The sequence below is a fragment of the Novosphingobium kaempferiae genome (genome assembly GCF_021227995.1).
Lineage (GTDB): Bacteria > Pseudomonadota > Alphaproteobacteria > Sphingomonadales > Sphingomonadaceae > Novosphingobium > Novosphingobium kaempferiae.
The window spans coordinates 5,025,127-5,039,978 of the sequence record NZ_CP089301.1 but is presented as its reverse complement, the minus strand read 5'-3'; the positions used below and the strand labels follow the sequence as shown (position 1 = coordinate 5,039,978).

The following is a 14,852-nucleotide window of genomic DNA, read 5'->3' as shown; positions in this document are numbered from 1 at the left end:
CATGGCGGTTGGCATCACGAAATGGCACATGCACTCTCTCTGACCGTCAGGACACTTGAAAGCCACCGCCTGCGCTACGGGTGATTCTGGCTGACGCCTTTCGATCACGCCAAGGAAAATCGCTGGAAACAGGGACGCCGAGGTCGGCTCCGACAACCATTCCTAGCGGATCCTGACCTCGGGGCCTCGCGGAGCCTTTGCCGGCCGACGAAGCCGTTCACCAGACATCTGCAGCGATGCGAGGGTTGACCTGATATCGACCGGGCTATTCCTGTGCTTGAGACTTGGATCGCTGAGGCTCTCGTGCCCACTCGCCATGTCGCGTTTCCACCTCGCTCCGGCGAGCGCGGAAGCGACCCGGTTGCCCATGGGGATACAAAGTCCGTGCAACCGCATTCAGGTCGCAACGTCCATTATGTCTCGGTGGTGCACGCATGGCTCATATGCCGTTTTCCCAGGATCATGAGTTCGGTTGTGAAGTGGCAGAAGTGCATTCGATATTCGAGGCATCAGACACGCTATCGCGATCGCCGCGTCACATCGCGCTGATCGGCAATTTCCCACCTCTAAAGTGCGGCATAGCAACCTTCACCAGCGATTTGTACGAACAGCTGGGCGTCTTTTTCCCGGAGATTCGTGTGGACCTTCACGCACTTGATGAACGGGGATCCGGTCTTGAATACAATGGCATTGCGCACCGGATCGACCGCGCCGACTCGGAAAGTTTTGCGCGTTGCGCAAAGCGGATCAACGCCTCAGCGGTGGACGCGGTGTGGCTTCAACACGAGTATGGAATTTTCGGGGGTGCCGACGGCGATCTAGTCTGTGCATTTGTCGACCGGCTCGCGCCACCGCTGATCCTGACATTGCACACAGTACTCAGCGAGCCATCCGACCGCCAGCGAAAGATACTGCGTCACTTGGTCACGCGCGCCTCCCGCATCATGGTGATGTCGTGCGAGGCGCGCCGCCTGCTGCTGTCGGAATATGGCGCGCCCGGCCAGATCGTGGAGGTCATCGACCATGGGGCGCCGGACCGTCCTTTCGGGCGGCAGATGGAATTCAAGGAACGTCTGGATCTCGGCGGACGCAAGGTGCTGATGACGTTCGGCCTGCTGGGGCCGGGGAAGGGGCTCGAGCATGCCGTTCGCGCGTTACCGGCGATCGTCGAGCAGCACCCCGATGTACTGTATCGCATCGTCGGCGCGACCCATCCCAATCTGGTGGCACTGGAGGGCGAGCGTTATCGCGAGAGCCTTGAAAAGCTGGCGAAAGACCTGAATGTCGCTGCTCACATCGCCTGGGACAACCGGTTTCTTGAGACAGGTGAACTGCTTGACCAGCTGGAAGCATGCGACATCTACCTGACACCGTATCCCGGCCTTCAGCAGGCGGTGTCCGGCACGCTGAGCTACGCCGTGGCACTGGGCAAGGCTGTCGTCTCCACGCCTTATGTCCACGCACGTGAGCTTTTGGCAGATCACGTGGGCGAGCTCATCGAGCCCAGTTCCAGCTCGGCGATCGCAACTGCGGTGAACGCCCTGCTCGACGATCCCGGCGCGATGGCGGCAATGCAGCGGCGCGCCTATCTGCGCGGGCGGGAGACGATCTGGCCCCGCTTTGCGGACGCATCCGCGCGCCTCGTATGGCAAGCGGCGCCCCGCCACGTGCCCCCGGCCGAACTCCCGGACAAGGCGCCCGAGGTGCAGGCTGTTCTTGCGATGAGTGATGGGACCGGGATGCTGCAGCACTCGATCGGGATCGTTCCCGATCGCAGGCATGGCTATTGCCTCGATGACAACGCCCGGGCGTTGATGCTCATGAACCTCGCCGACACGCTGGACCCGTACGAGCGCAGCAGGACGAGCCTGATCTATGCGGCATTCGTACAGTCTGCCTGGAATCCGATACAGGGCAGATTCCGCAATTTCATGAATTTCGATCGCTCCTGGTGCGAGGAGGAAGGCTCGGAAGATTCCAATGGTCGCGCGTTGTGGGCCTTGGGGCACACGATCCGTCGCTCGCAGGACGAGGGCCTCGCGCTGTGGGCGCGCCATCTCTACGATGAGGTGATCACTGCGGTATCGAACCTGCAGTCCCCGCGCGCGGCCGCGTTCGTGACTCTTGGGGCTTGCGAGATGCTCGCCGTCGACCGGGAGCATGACCGGTCTCATGAGGCGGTTTCGCATGGCGGTGAGTTCCTGATGCGACTGCTGGGCGGGGCGCGACGCCCGGATTGGGCGTGGTTCGAGGCGGTCCTGGGTTACGACAATCCCCGTCTTTCTCAGGCGCTGGTGGAAGCGGGCCGCGTAACCGGAAACAGGCAGTGGCTCGAGGCGGGGCTCGAAACGCTGGAATGGATCTGCCATCAGCAGACGTCGACGCGTCGGCAATTCCGGCCCATCGGATCCGAATCGTTCCACCGCGAACACGATTACCTCCCGTTCGACCAGCAGCCGCTGGAAGCACAGGCGTCGATCGAAGCCGCGAACAGCGCATGGCGCGCTACATCGCGGCCATTCTGGCGGGAACATGCGATCGCCGCGTGGCGCTGGTTCCTCGGTGAGAATGATCGCAACGCGGTGCTTGGCGATCTCATCAGCGGGCGCTGCAAAGATGGTGTGACGCCGCGCGGTGCAAACGCCAACTGCGGCGCGGAATCCATCCTGGCCTTCCAGTTCTCGCACTATGCGATTATGGATATGGTCACGTCATCGAACGCCCGCTCGGGTGAAGGAGGACTGATTGAACCGGCCCGAGAACGCCTGGTCTGAACCGCTGCGCATCTTCGAGACCCGCCTTCACGCCGATCCCTCGCGCGTGGTGCTGCGTCCGTTTCATCTGGGCTGGCAGGCGAAGAACGCCCCGGGTGGACGGGCCTTGCAGCTTGTCCGCGATATCGCCGCGCTTGACGAGGCGCGCGCGGAGCTCGAATACCGGCGGGTCCTTGCCGACTTCAGGGAGCGGCACTGGCAGACCGAACGCATCTTCGCCGACCGGTTCGAGGAAGTGGCCTCCAATCTCGATCTCGACCGCGAGGCTTTCTCCGAGACGAGAAAGCGCCTGGTCGGCTCCTATTTCTGCCACGAGTACACTTTTGCGGCCGCGGCGCTCATGAACCCCTCGATCGTTCCGGCCCCGGACCAGTCGGGCCTGCAGGATGAATGCGTGCGTTTCATCATGAGCCTGCGCGCAGTGGGTGAGGGGCACATCAGCTCCATCGCCTTTCGCGAAGGCATCGCCGAATGCGATGGCGATTTCCGGCTCTGGCCGCAGGCATCGTTCGCGACGTCAGTTGAACTCGACGAGGAAGAGCAGTTTGATGCCGACTGCTGCGTCTCCGTCCATCGCCACCCGGAATCGAGCCTGTCGAATACGGTCATCTTTCCGATAACCGAACAGCAACGCGGAGGGCTTGAGGATTTGCGGCTTGTCCGGTTCGATCATGGTGATGGCGACTACGAATGGGTCGGAACCTATACGGCCTACTCCGGCAGTTCGATCCGATCCGAACTGCTGCGAACGCGCGATTTCAAAAGCTTCGACCTTGAACCCATCCAGGGGATCGCCGGCAGGAACAAGGGCATGGCCCTGTTTCCCGAACGGGTAGACGGACGCTTTGCCATGGTCGGGCGACAAGACGGCAAGAACCTGTTTCTCCTCCGATCAGATCGGCTGAACGTGTGGGACGACGAGGGCGTGTTGCTGATGGAGCCACGCTATCCCTGGGAGTTCATCCAGATCGGCAATTGCGGTAGCCCGATTCCCATCGACGAGGGCTGGCTGCTGTTCACTCATGGTGTGGGCGCCATGCGCAAGTACTCTCTCGGATGCGCACTTCTCGACCGTGACGATCCCGGCAAGGTTATCGCCCGCACACCGGAGCCCGTACTGACCGCCGAGAATGCGGATCGGTCTGGCTATGTCCCCAATGTGATCTACACCTGCGGAGCGCTGAAGGTCGGCGAGCGGTTGCTCATTCCCTACGGAATTTCCGATAGCACGGTAGGCTTCGCGACGTGCGGGATAGACGCTCTGCTCAGCCTGATGGAATAAAGCAGCAACGATTGAGTCATCCATTTGGAGAGCGAACGGTTGGTTCGCGTGATCCAGGATCGGGTCACGGTCGGCGACAATCGGCTTCATTCCGGTAGCCGACCTCCGACCAGTCATTGCCGTGGAGTGGCGTGATCATCGCGAATTCGGAGGCCGAGATGCGCAGTCGGGCCATCTCGCCGCCGAACACAATAGCTGATGCGGGCACTGCGCGCAGATGCTCTTCCAGGCCGTTCTGCGCTGCACTGGCAATGACGACATGGCGCACCTTCCCGGTACGACATTCCAGCAGCGCCTCGACGGCCTTGCCGATCCGTTTCCCATGGCAATCCTCGAAGCCCATGCCGGCTATCCCGCTCGCGGTGAACAGGGACGGCGCGGAAGAGTGATGGCTGGCGACTTGCGCCGATCGTCCTCCTTGCTCGTATGTGCTCTGTCTGCCGAGCCAGCGCCACACGCCGACCATGTTCACCACGGTCAAAAATCCGTTGGCTGCGATGAGGCTCGTCTGGCCGGTGGATATGCCGAGCATTGTCCAGGCGATCGAGCCCACGGTGAAGACGACAAAGCCTAGTCCGGTGAGGCGCGCGCCGAGGTTGGCTGCGGTCATGACAGCGGCAATCATGGTCGCGAGCGGCGCGACCCATTCGGCGATCTCAGTCAAGCAGGATATCCCGTTGAAAAGGCTCGGTAGGCATCCGACCGGGCGAGACGATAAACCGCTTGAGAAGCCAACGTTGCGCGCAGCGGAAGGTAATCGCATTAATCAATGTTAAGCGCGGGCCATATCCCGGCAACAAGGGGGCGGAGCGCCGGTTCATCGAGAAGGGCCGGGACGAGGCACACGGTCTGCGCCGGTCTCGTTCCCGATCCAATCCAGCTCGAGGATGGCCAGTGGCATACCATTTCGTCTGCAGGTTCACTGACTCTCCCGGACATATGTCCATCTTGTCCGGTGGCCTGGAGGCGTCCACTAGCGTGACAGGAGCATGCATCGATGCACGGCACCGCATGTGATCCTGCTCTGCGCATCGGCATCATCGCGCACCTCAAGTATCCCATAGCCGAACCCTTTGCCGGGGGGCTCGAAATGCACACGCATCTGCTTGCCAGGTCGATGCGGGCGCGCGGGCACATGGTGACCGTGTTTGCCTCATCGCACTCCGAGCCGGGCATCGGTGTGGAGGCGATCTGCTCCGAAACCGCACTCGGTACCGTCGGCACTGCTGAAGCCCGAGATGAGGCGTTCTTCAGAGAGCATCACGCCTATCTTTCTCTGATGAACGACCTTCGTCGCAGGGATTTCGATGTCATCCACAACAACTCGCTGCATTACCTGCCGGTGACGCTGGCGGACACTCTGCCGATGCCCATGGTCACGACGCTGCACACCCCGCCGTTCTGCTGGCTCGAGAGTGGTCTACGGCTGTGTTCGTCACGCAATCATGCGCTTGTGGCGGTCTCGCACTGGGTCGGCAGCTTGTGGGACCATGCGGCGCGTGCTGACGAGGTCATCCTTAATGGTATCGACCTGTCACGCTTCGCCTTCCGTCCCCGTCCCGATCCGGAAGCCTATCTGGTCTGGTATGGGCGGATCGTACCCGAGAAGGGGCTTCACTTCGCCATCGAGGCGGCGCGGCGGATAGGGCTGCCGCTGCGTATTGCCGGGCCGATCCTCGATCAGACCTATTTTGACACGCGAATTGCCGGCCACCTGGATGACGGGACTAGGCATCTGGGGCACCTCGATCATGAGGCGCTGTCACGGCTCGTGGGCGGCGCGCGTGCTTTCCTGTGCACGCCGACCTGGGACGAGCCCTATGGTCTGGTCGTGGCCGAGGCACTGGCCTGCGGTGTTCCGGTGGCGGCATTCGCGCGCGGTGCGATCAGGGAGATCGTTGATTCAAGCTGCGGGGTCCTTGCCGAGCCCGATAATGCCGTGGCGCTGGCGGCGGCAGGCACTGCTGCTCTCGCGCTCGATCGGGTAGCCTGCCGGCGACGCGCGGAAGTGACCTGTGATGCGACGCGGATGGTGGGGCAATACGAGGCTCTCTACCGCCGCCAGATAACAGCAACCGCCGGCATTTTTCCCGTGCGGTGCGACACGAGGGAATACGCCAGTGTCTGAGCTGTGTGTATGCGTGCCCGCGCGCAACGAAGCATGCCGCCTCCCGGTGCTCCTCGACGCGCTTGCCCGGCAGAGCTGGGATTCTCGTTTCACGGTGGCGATCGCGCTCAACAATACTGACGATCGCAGTCGGGAGGCGATCGCCGGTGCCTGTTCGCATCATGCCGGAAAGCTGGATGTGGAGGTGGTGGATGTCCAGTTCCCGCAAGCGCAAGCGCATGCGGGTTCCGCCCGGCGCCTCGCGATGGATACCGGCCTCTCGCTGCTGCACGACAGGGAGAACGGCATCCTCGTCAGCACCGATGCGGATACGCGGCCCCCAGTGGCCTGGCTCGCAAACATCGTCTGCGCGATCGCGCGCGGGGTCGAGATCGTCGGCGGGCGTATCGATATCGACCCGCTCGAGCCGCTGGCCTGCGGGGTCGCTGCGCGCCGCTCCGCCTGGCAACGCTATTGGCGGGCCGTGCGTGCCATTGAGGACGAGATAGACCCCGTGCCTTGGGATCCCGCCCCACGCCACGGCGACCATACCGGCGCATCTCTGGCGATCACGGCCTCGCTGTACAAGGCATGTGGAGGAGTGCCGCCGATATCATCCGGAGAGGACGTGGCCCTAGTACGCGCCGCCTTGGCGTGTGGAGGCAGACTGGCCCATCCGGAAGACGTCTTCACCCTCGTATCGCCGCGGGATGATGGACGGGCGCCAGGCGGCATGGCGGACGAGATGCGTATGCTTGCGGTGGAAGCCGCCGAGGGCGCTACGGCGAGCGCCCCTTGCTTCGACCAGTGGCGGCAGCGGGCGCGCTGGCGCCGGGCCCTGCGCGCCCTGCCTGATGGATCAGCGCGCATCGCGCTGGAAGAGCCCCTGCTGCCGCCGATGGCCCATGACATGATGCTGGAGATCGCGGCGTGAACCAACGGCCAATCGGATACTACGTGCATCACCACGGCGCGGGCCATCTCGCGCGGGCACGGGCGTTGGCGGACGCCTGTCCCTGGCCGGTTGTCCTGATCGGGACTGGCCTCGGCTCACGGGGGATCGACCTGCCGGACGATCGGCTATTACCATCCACAGATGGTCGCTTCGACGGGCGCGATGGCGCCGCCACGAGGCCCGAGGCATTGCATTATGCCCCCCTCGATCATGATGGTGTCCGTAGGCGCACCGCGCGCATCGCCCATTGGATTGCCGAATGCCGGCCTGTCATGATGGTTGTCGATGTGTCGGCGGAGGTGGCGATGCTCGCTCGCCTGGCTTCGGTCCCCGTGGTCTACGTCCGTTTGAACGGGCAGCGAACGGATGCAGCGCATCTTGATGCATTCCGCGGAGCAGAGGCGATACTGGCACCTTATCCGCGTGCGCTCGACGCCGGATGCGTACCTGCCTGGGTGCAGGAAAAGACACGCTTCTTCGCGGGCATCACAACGCGGCCTTGCACGGGGGTAGCCGCGGGCGCACGCATCCTTGTCGTCTCGGGCCGGGGCGGTGAGCCTTTGAACGCGAGCCTCTACGCCGAGGCGGCAAGGGCGTGCCCGCAATGGCGGTGGCGGATCATCGGCCCGGCGCGCCTGCCACCTGCGATACCGCCAAATCTCGAAGTCGCGCAGTGGGTGGAGACGCCTGAACGCGAAATCGCTGAGGCCGATATCGTCGTCGGTGCAGCCGGCGATGGGCTGGTGGGAATGGTCATGGCCGCGAACCGGCCGTTCGTGTGCATTCCCGAGCACCGCCCATATGGCGAGCAGGATGCCACCGCCCTTCGTCTGGGCGAGATCGGTGCGGCTATCGTCTGTCCGGTCGTGCCCCGATCCGACGAGTGGCCAGCTGTCATTGCGAAGGCACTCGCGCTGCCTGAAGCGCCGCGCCTGGCCCTGCATGACGAAGACGGAGCACGCAAGGCCGCCGTGTGGCTTGCCGATCACGCTGCGCAAGCCATGGCTGCGGAAGGTGTGGCGTGAAGTCGCGGGCTGGCCAGGGCTCGGCCGCGGACCCCGTCGCGCGTGCGAGCGCTATCGCGGCGCGCCTTGCTGATCTGGGCGCGCGGTACGACGCCGTGCCGGTGTTTCCCGCCGAAAGCATGCGCTGCCTCGTGCGCGCCGGGTTGCACAAGGACTTTGCGGCGGCGCAGAGTGGCGGAACGCAATTTGCCCACGCGGGCGATCGTCAGTTGGCGCTGATGAATGTGCTGCGGATCGTCGGCCGCGCCGATCTCAGCATCGGTCGCCTTTTCGAAGGGCACGTCAATGCCCTCAGCCTCATCGACAGGTATGGATCGCGGCAGCAAGCACAACGGCTGGCGCACGCGCTCGCGGCGGGACAATTTTACGGTGTCTGGGCCACCGAACCGGCGCCGGGCGTGACTATCACGACCGCTGCCGACGGCCGACACAACCTGCAGGGTACCAAGTCCTTCGCAAGCGGCGCCGGAGGGATTGAGTGGGCGCTGGTGACGGCAAGACCGGAGGAAGGGGAACGCCGGCTCGTTATCGTCGCGGCCGACGAAGCCATGCGTACCGACCTGTCTCACTGGCGCGCCAGAGGTATGCGAGCGACCGGTAGCGGGCACTACGACCTGACCGGCATGGCGATCGACAACGCCGCGCTTCTGGGGGCACCCGGCGACTACGATTGTGAGCCCCTATTTACTGCGGGGGCTTGGCGTTTCGCCGCAGTGCAGCTCGGCGGTATCGAGGCACTGGTGGGCGAGGTGCGCGAGGCGATGCGACAGGGGGGTGCCGATGATCCGATCAAGCGTGCCATGTTCGCACGATGCGTTGAAGCCTGGCGGACGGCGTTCCTGTGGGTGCGTGAATGTGCCGGGCGCGCTGTGAGCGAAGAACACGAGGCGGCAGCCTTCGCCCTCATGACGCGCGGCGTGGTGGAACGCGCCGGCCTTGATGTGATGGAGTTGGCAGCTCGTATCGTGGGCACCCGTAGCGCGATGGATGGCCAGCGCATCGACAAGGTCATTCGCGATCTTTCGCTTTACCTGCGCCAGGCGGCTCCCGACCATGCGCGTGACCAAGCCGCACTGGCATGGCTGGAGAAGGATGTATGGGGCGATGGGGAGGCCTTGTGGTGAGGACGGCAAGGGCTTCGGCACAAATGGCCGCGCGGCCCTGGCGCGGGCGGCGATGGCTGGTGCTGGCGCCGCATCCAGACGACGAGACGCTTGGGGCAGGCGCACTGATTGCGCAGAGCTGCCGCTCGAGAACATTCGCCGGGCTCGTTTACCTGACTGACGGCTCAGGCTCTCACCCCGCAACCTGGGGCAGGCCGCGGCGTCTGGTCGCCGTTCGTGCTCGCGAGGGCGCACTGGCCCTGGCGCGCCTGACAGGCTCGCGCCAATGGACGCCCGTTCACTTGGGCTGGAAGGACGCTCATCCGTTCACCTGCGGCAGCGCCGGGTTTGAACGGGGTGTCAGGAAAGTCTCGGTGCTGTGTCGAAGGAGCCTGGTCGATGCAATCGCGGTTACAGCCGCTCACGAACCGCACTGTGACCATTCGGCGGCCGCAGAGCTCGCCTATGCAGTGAAGGCGAGGTTAGGGGGGCGCCTCGTCGTTGCCGAATACTGCATCTGGGCCGACGCGCCTAAGCGCCGGTTCCATGCGCTACGCACTGCCCCCATGCGCCAGGGTCTGCGCCGGTGGGCGCTTTCCTCACACCGCAGTCAATTGAGCGGCGCATATGGCCGCGGCTTCCGGCTGTCGCGCCATCGCATGCGTCCGACACCGCACGACACGTTCTACGTCAGGAGAACTGCATGAACCGCCCCCTGACCAGCCTTTCGCCGGACTACTTCGAGAGGATGTTCCAGGGATCGCAAGACCCGTGGAACCTCGAAAGCAGCGCGTACGAAGCCGCCAAGTATCGGGCGACTGTCGCCGCGCTCGAAACGCGGCGATTTGCAAGAGCATTGGAAGTCGGATGCGCCAGAGGCGTTCTCACCCGGCAGCTCGCCCCGCACTGCGACGCGCTTCTCGCCATAGACGTGAGTGGAACCGCGTTGAAGGCCGCGCGCGAGCGATGCGCGGATCTGCGCCACGTCCTGTTTGCGAACATGGTGTTCCCCAAGTTCGCTCCCGCCACACGCTTCGATCTCCTAATTCTGTCCGAAGTGGTTTACTACTGGGACGACAGCGACATACGCGCAGCGGGCGATTGGATCGCACGCCACCTTCTTCCGGGAGGATACCTGCTGCTCGTTCACTGGACGGGGACGACCGACTATCCGCAGACCGGCGACGGCGCGGTGTGCAAACTCCGCAGCGCACTTGGCAGCATCGTCAATGTCGTCACCGCCTGTCGCGAGGCAGCCTATCGCCTCGACCTCTGGTGCAGACCGTCATGATGATCAGTGTCCTGACCATCGTCAAGAATCGGCATCAGCACCTTGAGCAGCTGGTCGAGGGCCTGCGGCGAAGTTCGGTTTCTCCGGGTGAACTCATCATTGTCGACATGGGGAGCACACCGCAGATCGAGCAACCGGAGCTCGCGTGCGAGGTGCGGGTGGTTCGTCTCGAAACCGCGGGATTGCCGCTTGCGGCAGCGCGCAACCTCGCCGCATCTCGCGCGAAAGGCGACCGGCTGCTGTTTCTGGATGTTGACTGCATTCCCATGCAGGATCTTGTCGGCGCGATGGACGGCGCACTAGCCATGCATGATGCGATGATCTGCGCCCAAGTCCGCTATCTTGGCCCCGACGAGGGGAGGGGCGTCTGGAGCGAGAAAGCACTGATCAACGCATCGCGCCTTCACCCGGATCGCGAATTTCCGGGCGCAGGCTTCGCCAGGATCGACAATCCCGGGCTGTTCTGGTCGCTCGTATTCGGAATCAGGCGGACGACATTCGCGAAGCTAGGTGGCTTCGATGAGGCATTCACCGGTTATGGCGGCGAGGATACCGATCTCGGCTTCCGGGCACGGTCGATGCAGGTACCGCTCTTGTTCACTGCTCAAGGTGGCGCTTTCCATCAGCATCATCCGACCTTCTCGCCCCCTTTGCCGCATCTGGAAGACGTGGTCCGCAATGCCGCGCTGTTTCGCCAGCGCTGGGGTATCTGGCCAATGGCGGGATGGCTCGACGAGTTTGAAACGATGGGGCTGATTGAACGATCGCCTGACCAGATCCGCATCCTGCGCCTTCCGAGCGCAGAAGAAGTGGAGGCGGCGTGCTGTCATTAAGGGCAAAACAATACCCCCGCCGAAGCGGGGGTATCTACAGGATTACTTTGTCCCGGTTCCGGGCTCCGACGTCTTGGGCGGCTTGCCGTCCTCGATCCGGCCCTCGTTGCGCAGATCGCGCCCTTCCTGTGCCTTCTTCTGGCTCTCGGGCGACTTGCCGTGCTCGTTCATCTCTTCCTTGACGTAGCCGGCGGCCTCCTTGGCCTTGCCTTCAATGCTCATGATCTTCTCCTCTTCCGATGACAGCTGTGCCTGCACCATGAAGCGCGCACGGCCCCGGGAAGGTTCCCGGCCCATCTCCTGGCTGGTTCGTGTACATGATTGAATTACCTGGATTAAACCCGGCCAATTAACATTGATTATGACGATTTGTGGCGCCGGTGGGATCACCGCCGTGGCTTACCGGTTCTATGAGCATCCGACCTGCCTTTTGGAGACAGTACGGAAATGTTCATGGACCGCCTTCTTGCAAACCGTCGCGGCGTCAACCTGACCGACGCCGAACGCGCTTTGCTTGAAGGAACGATCAGCGAGGTGCGCACCATCGAGGCGCGCCAGACCATCATTCACGCCGAGACGAAAGTCGATGTCAGCACGATGCTGATCGAAGGCATCATGTCGCGCTACATCGACGATCGCCGTGGACTGCGACAGCTCGTGGCCGTCCATGTTCCGGGCGAATTCGTGGACCTGCATGCCTTTCCCATGCGCAGGCTCGATCATAGCGTCGGTACGCTGACGGCCGCCACCGTTGCGATCGTGCCCCATGCCGCACTTAAGGACGTGATCGATCCGCGGCCCGAACTTGCGCGCAAGCTGTGGTTTTCGACGCTCATTGATGCGGCCATGCACCGGGCCTGGCTGTTTCGAGTGGGGCGTCTCGACGCGGTCGGCCGCGTGGCCCATTTCATCTGCGAGATGAACGCCAGGCTGCAGGCCGTTGGCCTGTCGGATGGGCATCGCTTCGCGCTCTCGCTGACGCAAGCGGACATCGCTGAAATCTGCGGGCTGACGACCGTTCACACCAATCGCGTGCTGCGCCAGTTGCGTGAAGCGGGATTATGCCAGATGCGCGCATCGCTGGTGGAGATTCTCGACCCCGCCCAGCTTGTCCGGCGGGCGGACTTCGATCCGCGCTACCTCTATCTGGACCCGGTCGCACCGACGTAATACAGGAGCTAGATCATGACGCCGTACCCTCCTATGCAGCCATATGACGAACCCGGGGTTGCCAGTGTTGAGGACGGCCATGTCGTGCTCGATGGGCCTGACGGCATCGCCATAACCCTGACCCCCGAAGCGGCAATCGCAACCGGTGAAAGCCTGGCACGGGCGGGACGCGAAGCCTTGAAGCAGGGCAGCGCCGGATCATCGACGCGCGATTGATAATTGTTATGACGACAATGCGCCTCCAAGCATTGTTCACTTTTGTCCACTCGCCTACGTTCGCCTGAGCAGAAGAGCTGAGAAGGTGCGATGCTGTCGGCATCGCGATATGGCTTGCGGACGCTGGAGGCTGGGTGTTTTGGTCCGATCTTGACACCGGAGCTTGGCTCAAGGCGGTGGTCGAAAACTCCAGTGACGCGATCCTCAGCAAGACCCTGGATGGCATCATAACCAGCTGGAATGCAGGCGCTGAGAGACTCTTCGGGTTCACTGCAGATCAGGCGATCGGCCAGCCGATCACGATCATCATCCCGGACGATCGGCTTGACGAGGAAGCCGCCATCATCACCAGGCTGCGCGCCGGTGAACGGATCGAGCACCTCGAAACCGAACGGCGCCGCCGCGACGGCGAAATCATCCTCATAGAAGTCACGATCTCGCCGGTACGTGACGGGAACGGCACCATCATCGGTGCGTCCAAGATTGCGCGGGCTATCGGCGAGCGCGTGCGGTACGCGCAGGAGCAGGACTTGCTTCTGCGAGAGATGCAGCACCGTATCAAGAACCTCCTTGCGACGATTCAGGCGCTTGTCGAAATCGGACCGCGGCAAGGGACCGTCGATGCATTTGTGTCGGATCTGAGCAGCCGCATCGCCGCGCTGGGCGCCGCGCAGAGCCTTGTGCTGCTCTCGATCGGATCCGAGAAGTCTCAAACGGAAGCATCGCTGGGCGGACTGATCGAAACGGTGCTCGCTCCCTACAGGGACGCCGAGCGGATACGGTTGACCTCCAGCGACGCCCACGTCGGACCGCGCAGCGTCACGTCGCTCGCCTTGCTGTTTCACGAACTGGCCACCAACGCGGTCAAGTACGGCGGCTTGTCGAGGCCTGGGGGGACGCTTGTCGTGGACCTGGAGGAGGACGCAGATCACGTGACGATCCTATGGCGTGAGCAGGGCGGGAAACGAGACGAGGAGCGCAAGGGGTTCGGAACGCAGCTCGTGAGCGCTGCCATCCGCGGCCTTGAGGGTTCGATAACCGTGGGCTGGCGCGGCAAGGAACGCCTCGTCGCCATCAGGATCCCGCTATACGCGATCGCGAGATGAATACGCGTGATGAAGCTGTGAGTGAACTTCTGCCGTCATGCGCGGTATTCGCCGGTCAGAAGCTTGCCTGCTCGCGCTTTTCCGGTCGAATGTAGATCGAGGTTATCCGGGGTGAGAGTGCTCTCATCTGAGCCTCGATATCCTCGATCAGCGTCTCCGCTTTGCCCATCGGCAGATCGTCGGCAAAATCGGCACTGGCTGCTACGAAAACGAAATCGGGGCCGGTGTGCACAGTCCGTACGTGATTGACCCAGGTGATGTCGGGGTTCGCTTCCATCACTGCGCGCAGCGCGGCAATCAGCGTCGGATCGGCTGCCTCACCGATCAGCAGCCCCTTGGATTCTCGAGCCAGGACCACTGCAACTGCGGCAAGAACCAGCCCTATCAGGACCGAAGCAGCGCCATCGATGCGCGGGTCCTCGAAATGTCCGCTGGCCCAGATGCCCAGAGCCGCGATGACAAGGCCGATGAGCGCTGCGCTGTCCTCGAACAGGACTATGAAGCCCGGCGGATCCTTCGACCGGCGCACCGCCTGCCACCAGCTCTGCCCAGCGCGCGCCGCGTTGAACTCCCGGGCGGCGATGGCCCAGGATGCGCCTTCCATCAGGAAGCCGATGCCAAGAACGACGAAGCTCAGTGTCGGATCCGAGATCGGATGCGGGTTGCGGATATGGGCCAGACCTTCGTAGATGGAGATGCCGGCACCGCCCGCGAAGATGAGGATAGCCACGACAAAGGCCCAGAAATAGAGCTCGCGCCCATAGCCGAAGGGATGGGCCGCGTCGGGCGGACGGCGGCCCTGCTTCTGTCCGTAGAGCAGCAGCAACTGGTTGCCGCTGTCGACAAGCGAATGGACGCCTTCTGTCGCCATGGCCGATGAGCCGCCAATCGCCGCAGCCACGAACTTGGCGATGGCGATCCCGATGTTGGCGGCGAGCGCCCCGAACAGGACGATGTTATCCCGAAAGTGGCCGGTCTTCTCAGCCATGG

At 63.3% G+C, this 14,852-nt stretch carries 15 protein-coding genes; 12 read left to right on the top strand and 3 right to left on the bottom strand.

Annotated features, from left to right (window positions below; all coding sequences use genetic code 11):
* The first annotated feature begins 434 nt into the window (after positions 1–434).
* Together LO787_RS22870 and LO787_RS22865 are read left to right on the top strand one after the other, a co-directional pair.
* Positions 435–2,774, top strand: coding sequence for a glycosyltransferase family 4 protein (locus LO787_RS22870; RefSeq protein WP_232493275.1), 2,340 nt, complete (start codon positions 435–437; stop codon positions 2,772–2,774).
* A complete protein-coding gene (locus tag LO787_RS22865) occupies positions 2,746–4,056 on the top strand; it encodes a glycoside hydrolase family 130 protein (protein WP_232493274.1) in 1,311 nt (436 codons plus the stop codon). The genes LO787_RS22870 and LO787_RS22865 overlap by 29 nt, the downstream gene beginning before the upstream one ends.
* A gap of 64 nt (positions 4,057–4,120) precedes the next feature.
* Here LO787_RS22865 and LO787_RS22860 read toward each other — a convergent pair whose 3' ends face one another.
* On the bottom strand, positions 4,121–4,720 hold the full coding sequence (locus LO787_RS22860; RefSeq protein WP_232493273.1) for a PRC-barrel domain containing protein: 600 nt from the start codon (positions 4,718–4,720) through the stop codon (positions 4,121–4,123).
* Positions 4,721–5,053: 333 nt separating this feature from the next.
* On the opposite strand from LO787_RS22860, the gene LO787_RS22855 reads away from it, so the two are divergent.
* From LO787_RS22855 to LO787_RS22825, 7 genes are all read left to right on the top strand, one after another.
* On the top strand, positions 5,054–6,184 hold the full coding sequence (locus LO787_RS22855) for a glycosyltransferase (protein WP_232493272.1): 1,131 nt from the start codon (positions 5,054–5,056) through the stop codon (positions 6,182–6,184).
* Positions 6,177–7,097: a glycosyltransferase family 2 protein gene (locus LO787_RS22850; RefSeq protein ID WP_232493271.1), complete on the top strand. Its 921-nt coding sequence runs from the start codon at positions 6,177–6,179 to the stop codon at positions 7,095–7,097. The genes LO787_RS22855 and LO787_RS22850 overlap by 8 nt, the downstream gene beginning before the upstream one ends.
* A gap of 293 nt (positions 7,098–7,390) precedes the next feature.
* Positions 7,391–8,143: a glycosyltransferase gene (locus tag LO787_RS22845; RefSeq protein ID WP_232493270.1), complete on the top strand. Its 753-nt coding sequence runs from the start codon at positions 7,391–7,393 to the stop codon at positions 8,141–8,143.
* On the top strand, positions 8,140–9,267 hold the full coding sequence (locus tag LO787_RS22840; protein WP_232493269.1) for an acyl-CoA dehydrogenase family protein: 1,128 nt from the start codon (positions 8,140–8,142) through the stop codon (positions 9,265–9,267). Before LO787_RS22845 ends, LO787_RS22840 begins: the two co-directional genes overlap by 4 nt.
* Positions 9,222–9,953, top strand: a complete 732-nt coding sequence (locus LO787_RS22835; RefSeq protein WP_338045397.1) for a PIG-L deacetylase family protein — start codon at positions 9,222–9,224, stop codon at positions 9,951–9,953. The genes LO787_RS22840 and LO787_RS22835 overlap by 46 nt, the downstream gene beginning before the upstream one ends.
* The gene (locus LO787_RS22830; protein ID WP_232493267.1) at positions 9,950–10,537 is read left to right on the top strand and encodes an SAM-dependent methyltransferase; all 588 of its coding nucleotides are present in this window, start codon (positions 9,950–9,952) and stop codon (positions 10,535–10,537) included. The genes LO787_RS22835 and LO787_RS22830 overlap by 4 nt, the downstream gene beginning before the upstream one ends.
* Positions 10,534–11,370 (top strand): glycosyltransferase family 2 protein, encoded by an 837-nt coding sequence (locus LO787_RS22825; RefSeq protein WP_232493266.1) that lies wholly within the window; start codon positions 10,534–10,536, stop codon positions 11,368–11,370. Before LO787_RS22830 ends, LO787_RS22825 begins: the two co-directional genes overlap by 4 nt.
* A 42-nt stretch (positions 11,371–11,412) precedes the next feature.
* Here LO787_RS22825 and LO787_RS22820 read toward each other — a convergent pair whose 3' ends face one another.
* Complete coding sequence (locus LO787_RS22820) at positions 11,413–11,592, bottom strand: hypothetical protein (RefSeq protein WP_232493265.1); 180 nt, start codon at positions 11,590–11,592, stop codon at positions 11,413–11,415.
* Between the two features lie 225 nt (positions 11,593–11,817).
* On the opposite strand from LO787_RS22820, the gene LO787_RS22815 reads away from it, so the two are divergent.
* The 3 genes from LO787_RS22815 (at position 11,818) to LO787_RS22805 (ending at position 13,862) form a co-directional block, all read left to right on the top strand.
* Entirely contained in the window at positions 11,818–12,540 is a 723-nt protein-coding gene (locus LO787_RS22815) for a Crp/Fnr family transcriptional regulator (protein ID WP_232493264.1), read from the top strand.
* Positions 12,541–12,555: 15 nt separating this feature from the next.
* Positions 12,556–12,756 carry a hypothetical protein gene (locus LO787_RS22810; protein WP_232493263.1) on the top strand — a complete coding sequence of 67 codons (201 nt, stop codon included), beginning with the start codon at positions 12,556–12,558 and terminating at the stop codon, positions 12,754–12,756.
* Between the two features lie 176 nt (positions 12,757–12,932).
* Positions 12,933–13,862, top strand: a complete 930-nt coding sequence (locus tag LO787_RS22805; RefSeq protein ID WP_232493262.1) for a sensor histidine kinase — start codon at positions 12,933–12,935, stop codon at positions 13,860–13,862.
* Positions 13,863–13,917: 55 nt separating this feature from the next.
* Here the strand turns inward: LO787_RS22805 and LO787_RS22800 are convergent, their stop codons facing one another.
* A complete protein-coding gene (locus tag LO787_RS22800; RefSeq protein WP_232493261.1) occupies positions 13,918–14,850 on the bottom strand; it encodes a cation diffusion facilitator family transporter in 933 nt (310 codons plus the stop codon).
* Between the last annotated feature and the right edge of the window lie 2 nt (positions 14,851–14,852).

Coding starts and splice junctions, on each gene's coding strand:
- LO787_RS22845 (WP_232493270.1), top strand. CDS start 7,391: ATGATGGTTGTCGATGTGTCGGCGGAGGTGGCGATGCTCGCTCGCCTG.
- LO787_RS22835 (WP_338045397.1), top strand. CDS start 9,222: ATGGCTGGAGAAGGATGTATGGGGCGATGGGGAGGCCTTGTGGTGAGG.
- LO787_RS22870 (WP_232493275.1), top strand. CDS start 435: ATGGCTCATATGCCGTTTTCCCAGGATCATGAGTTCGGTTGTGAAGTG.
- LO787_RS22810 (WP_232493263.1), top strand. CDS start 12,556: ATGACGCCGTACCCTCCTATGCAGCCATATGACGAACCCGGGGTTGCC.
- LO787_RS22855 (WP_232493272.1), top strand. CDS start 5,054: ATGCACGGCACCGCATGTGATCCTGCTCTGCGCATCGGCATCATCGCG.
- LO787_RS22830 (WP_232493267.1), top strand. CDS start 9,950: ATGAACCGCCCCCTGACCAGCCTTTCGCCGGACTACTTCGAGAGGATG.
- LO787_RS22825 (WP_232493266.1), top strand. CDS start 10,534: ATGATGATCAGTGTCCTGACCATCGTCAAGAATCGGCATCAGCACCTT.
- LO787_RS22820 (WP_232493265.1), bottom strand. CDS start 11,592: ATGAGCATTGAAGGCAAGGCCAAGGAGGCCGCCGGCTACGTCAAGGAA.
- LO787_RS22815 (WP_232493264.1), top strand. CDS start 11,818: ATGTTCATGGACCGCCTTCTTGCAAACCGTCGCGGCGTCAACCTGACC.
- LO787_RS22800 (WP_232493261.1), bottom strand. CDS start 14,850: ATGGCTGAGAAGACCGGCCACTTTCGGGATAACATCGTCCTGTTCGGG.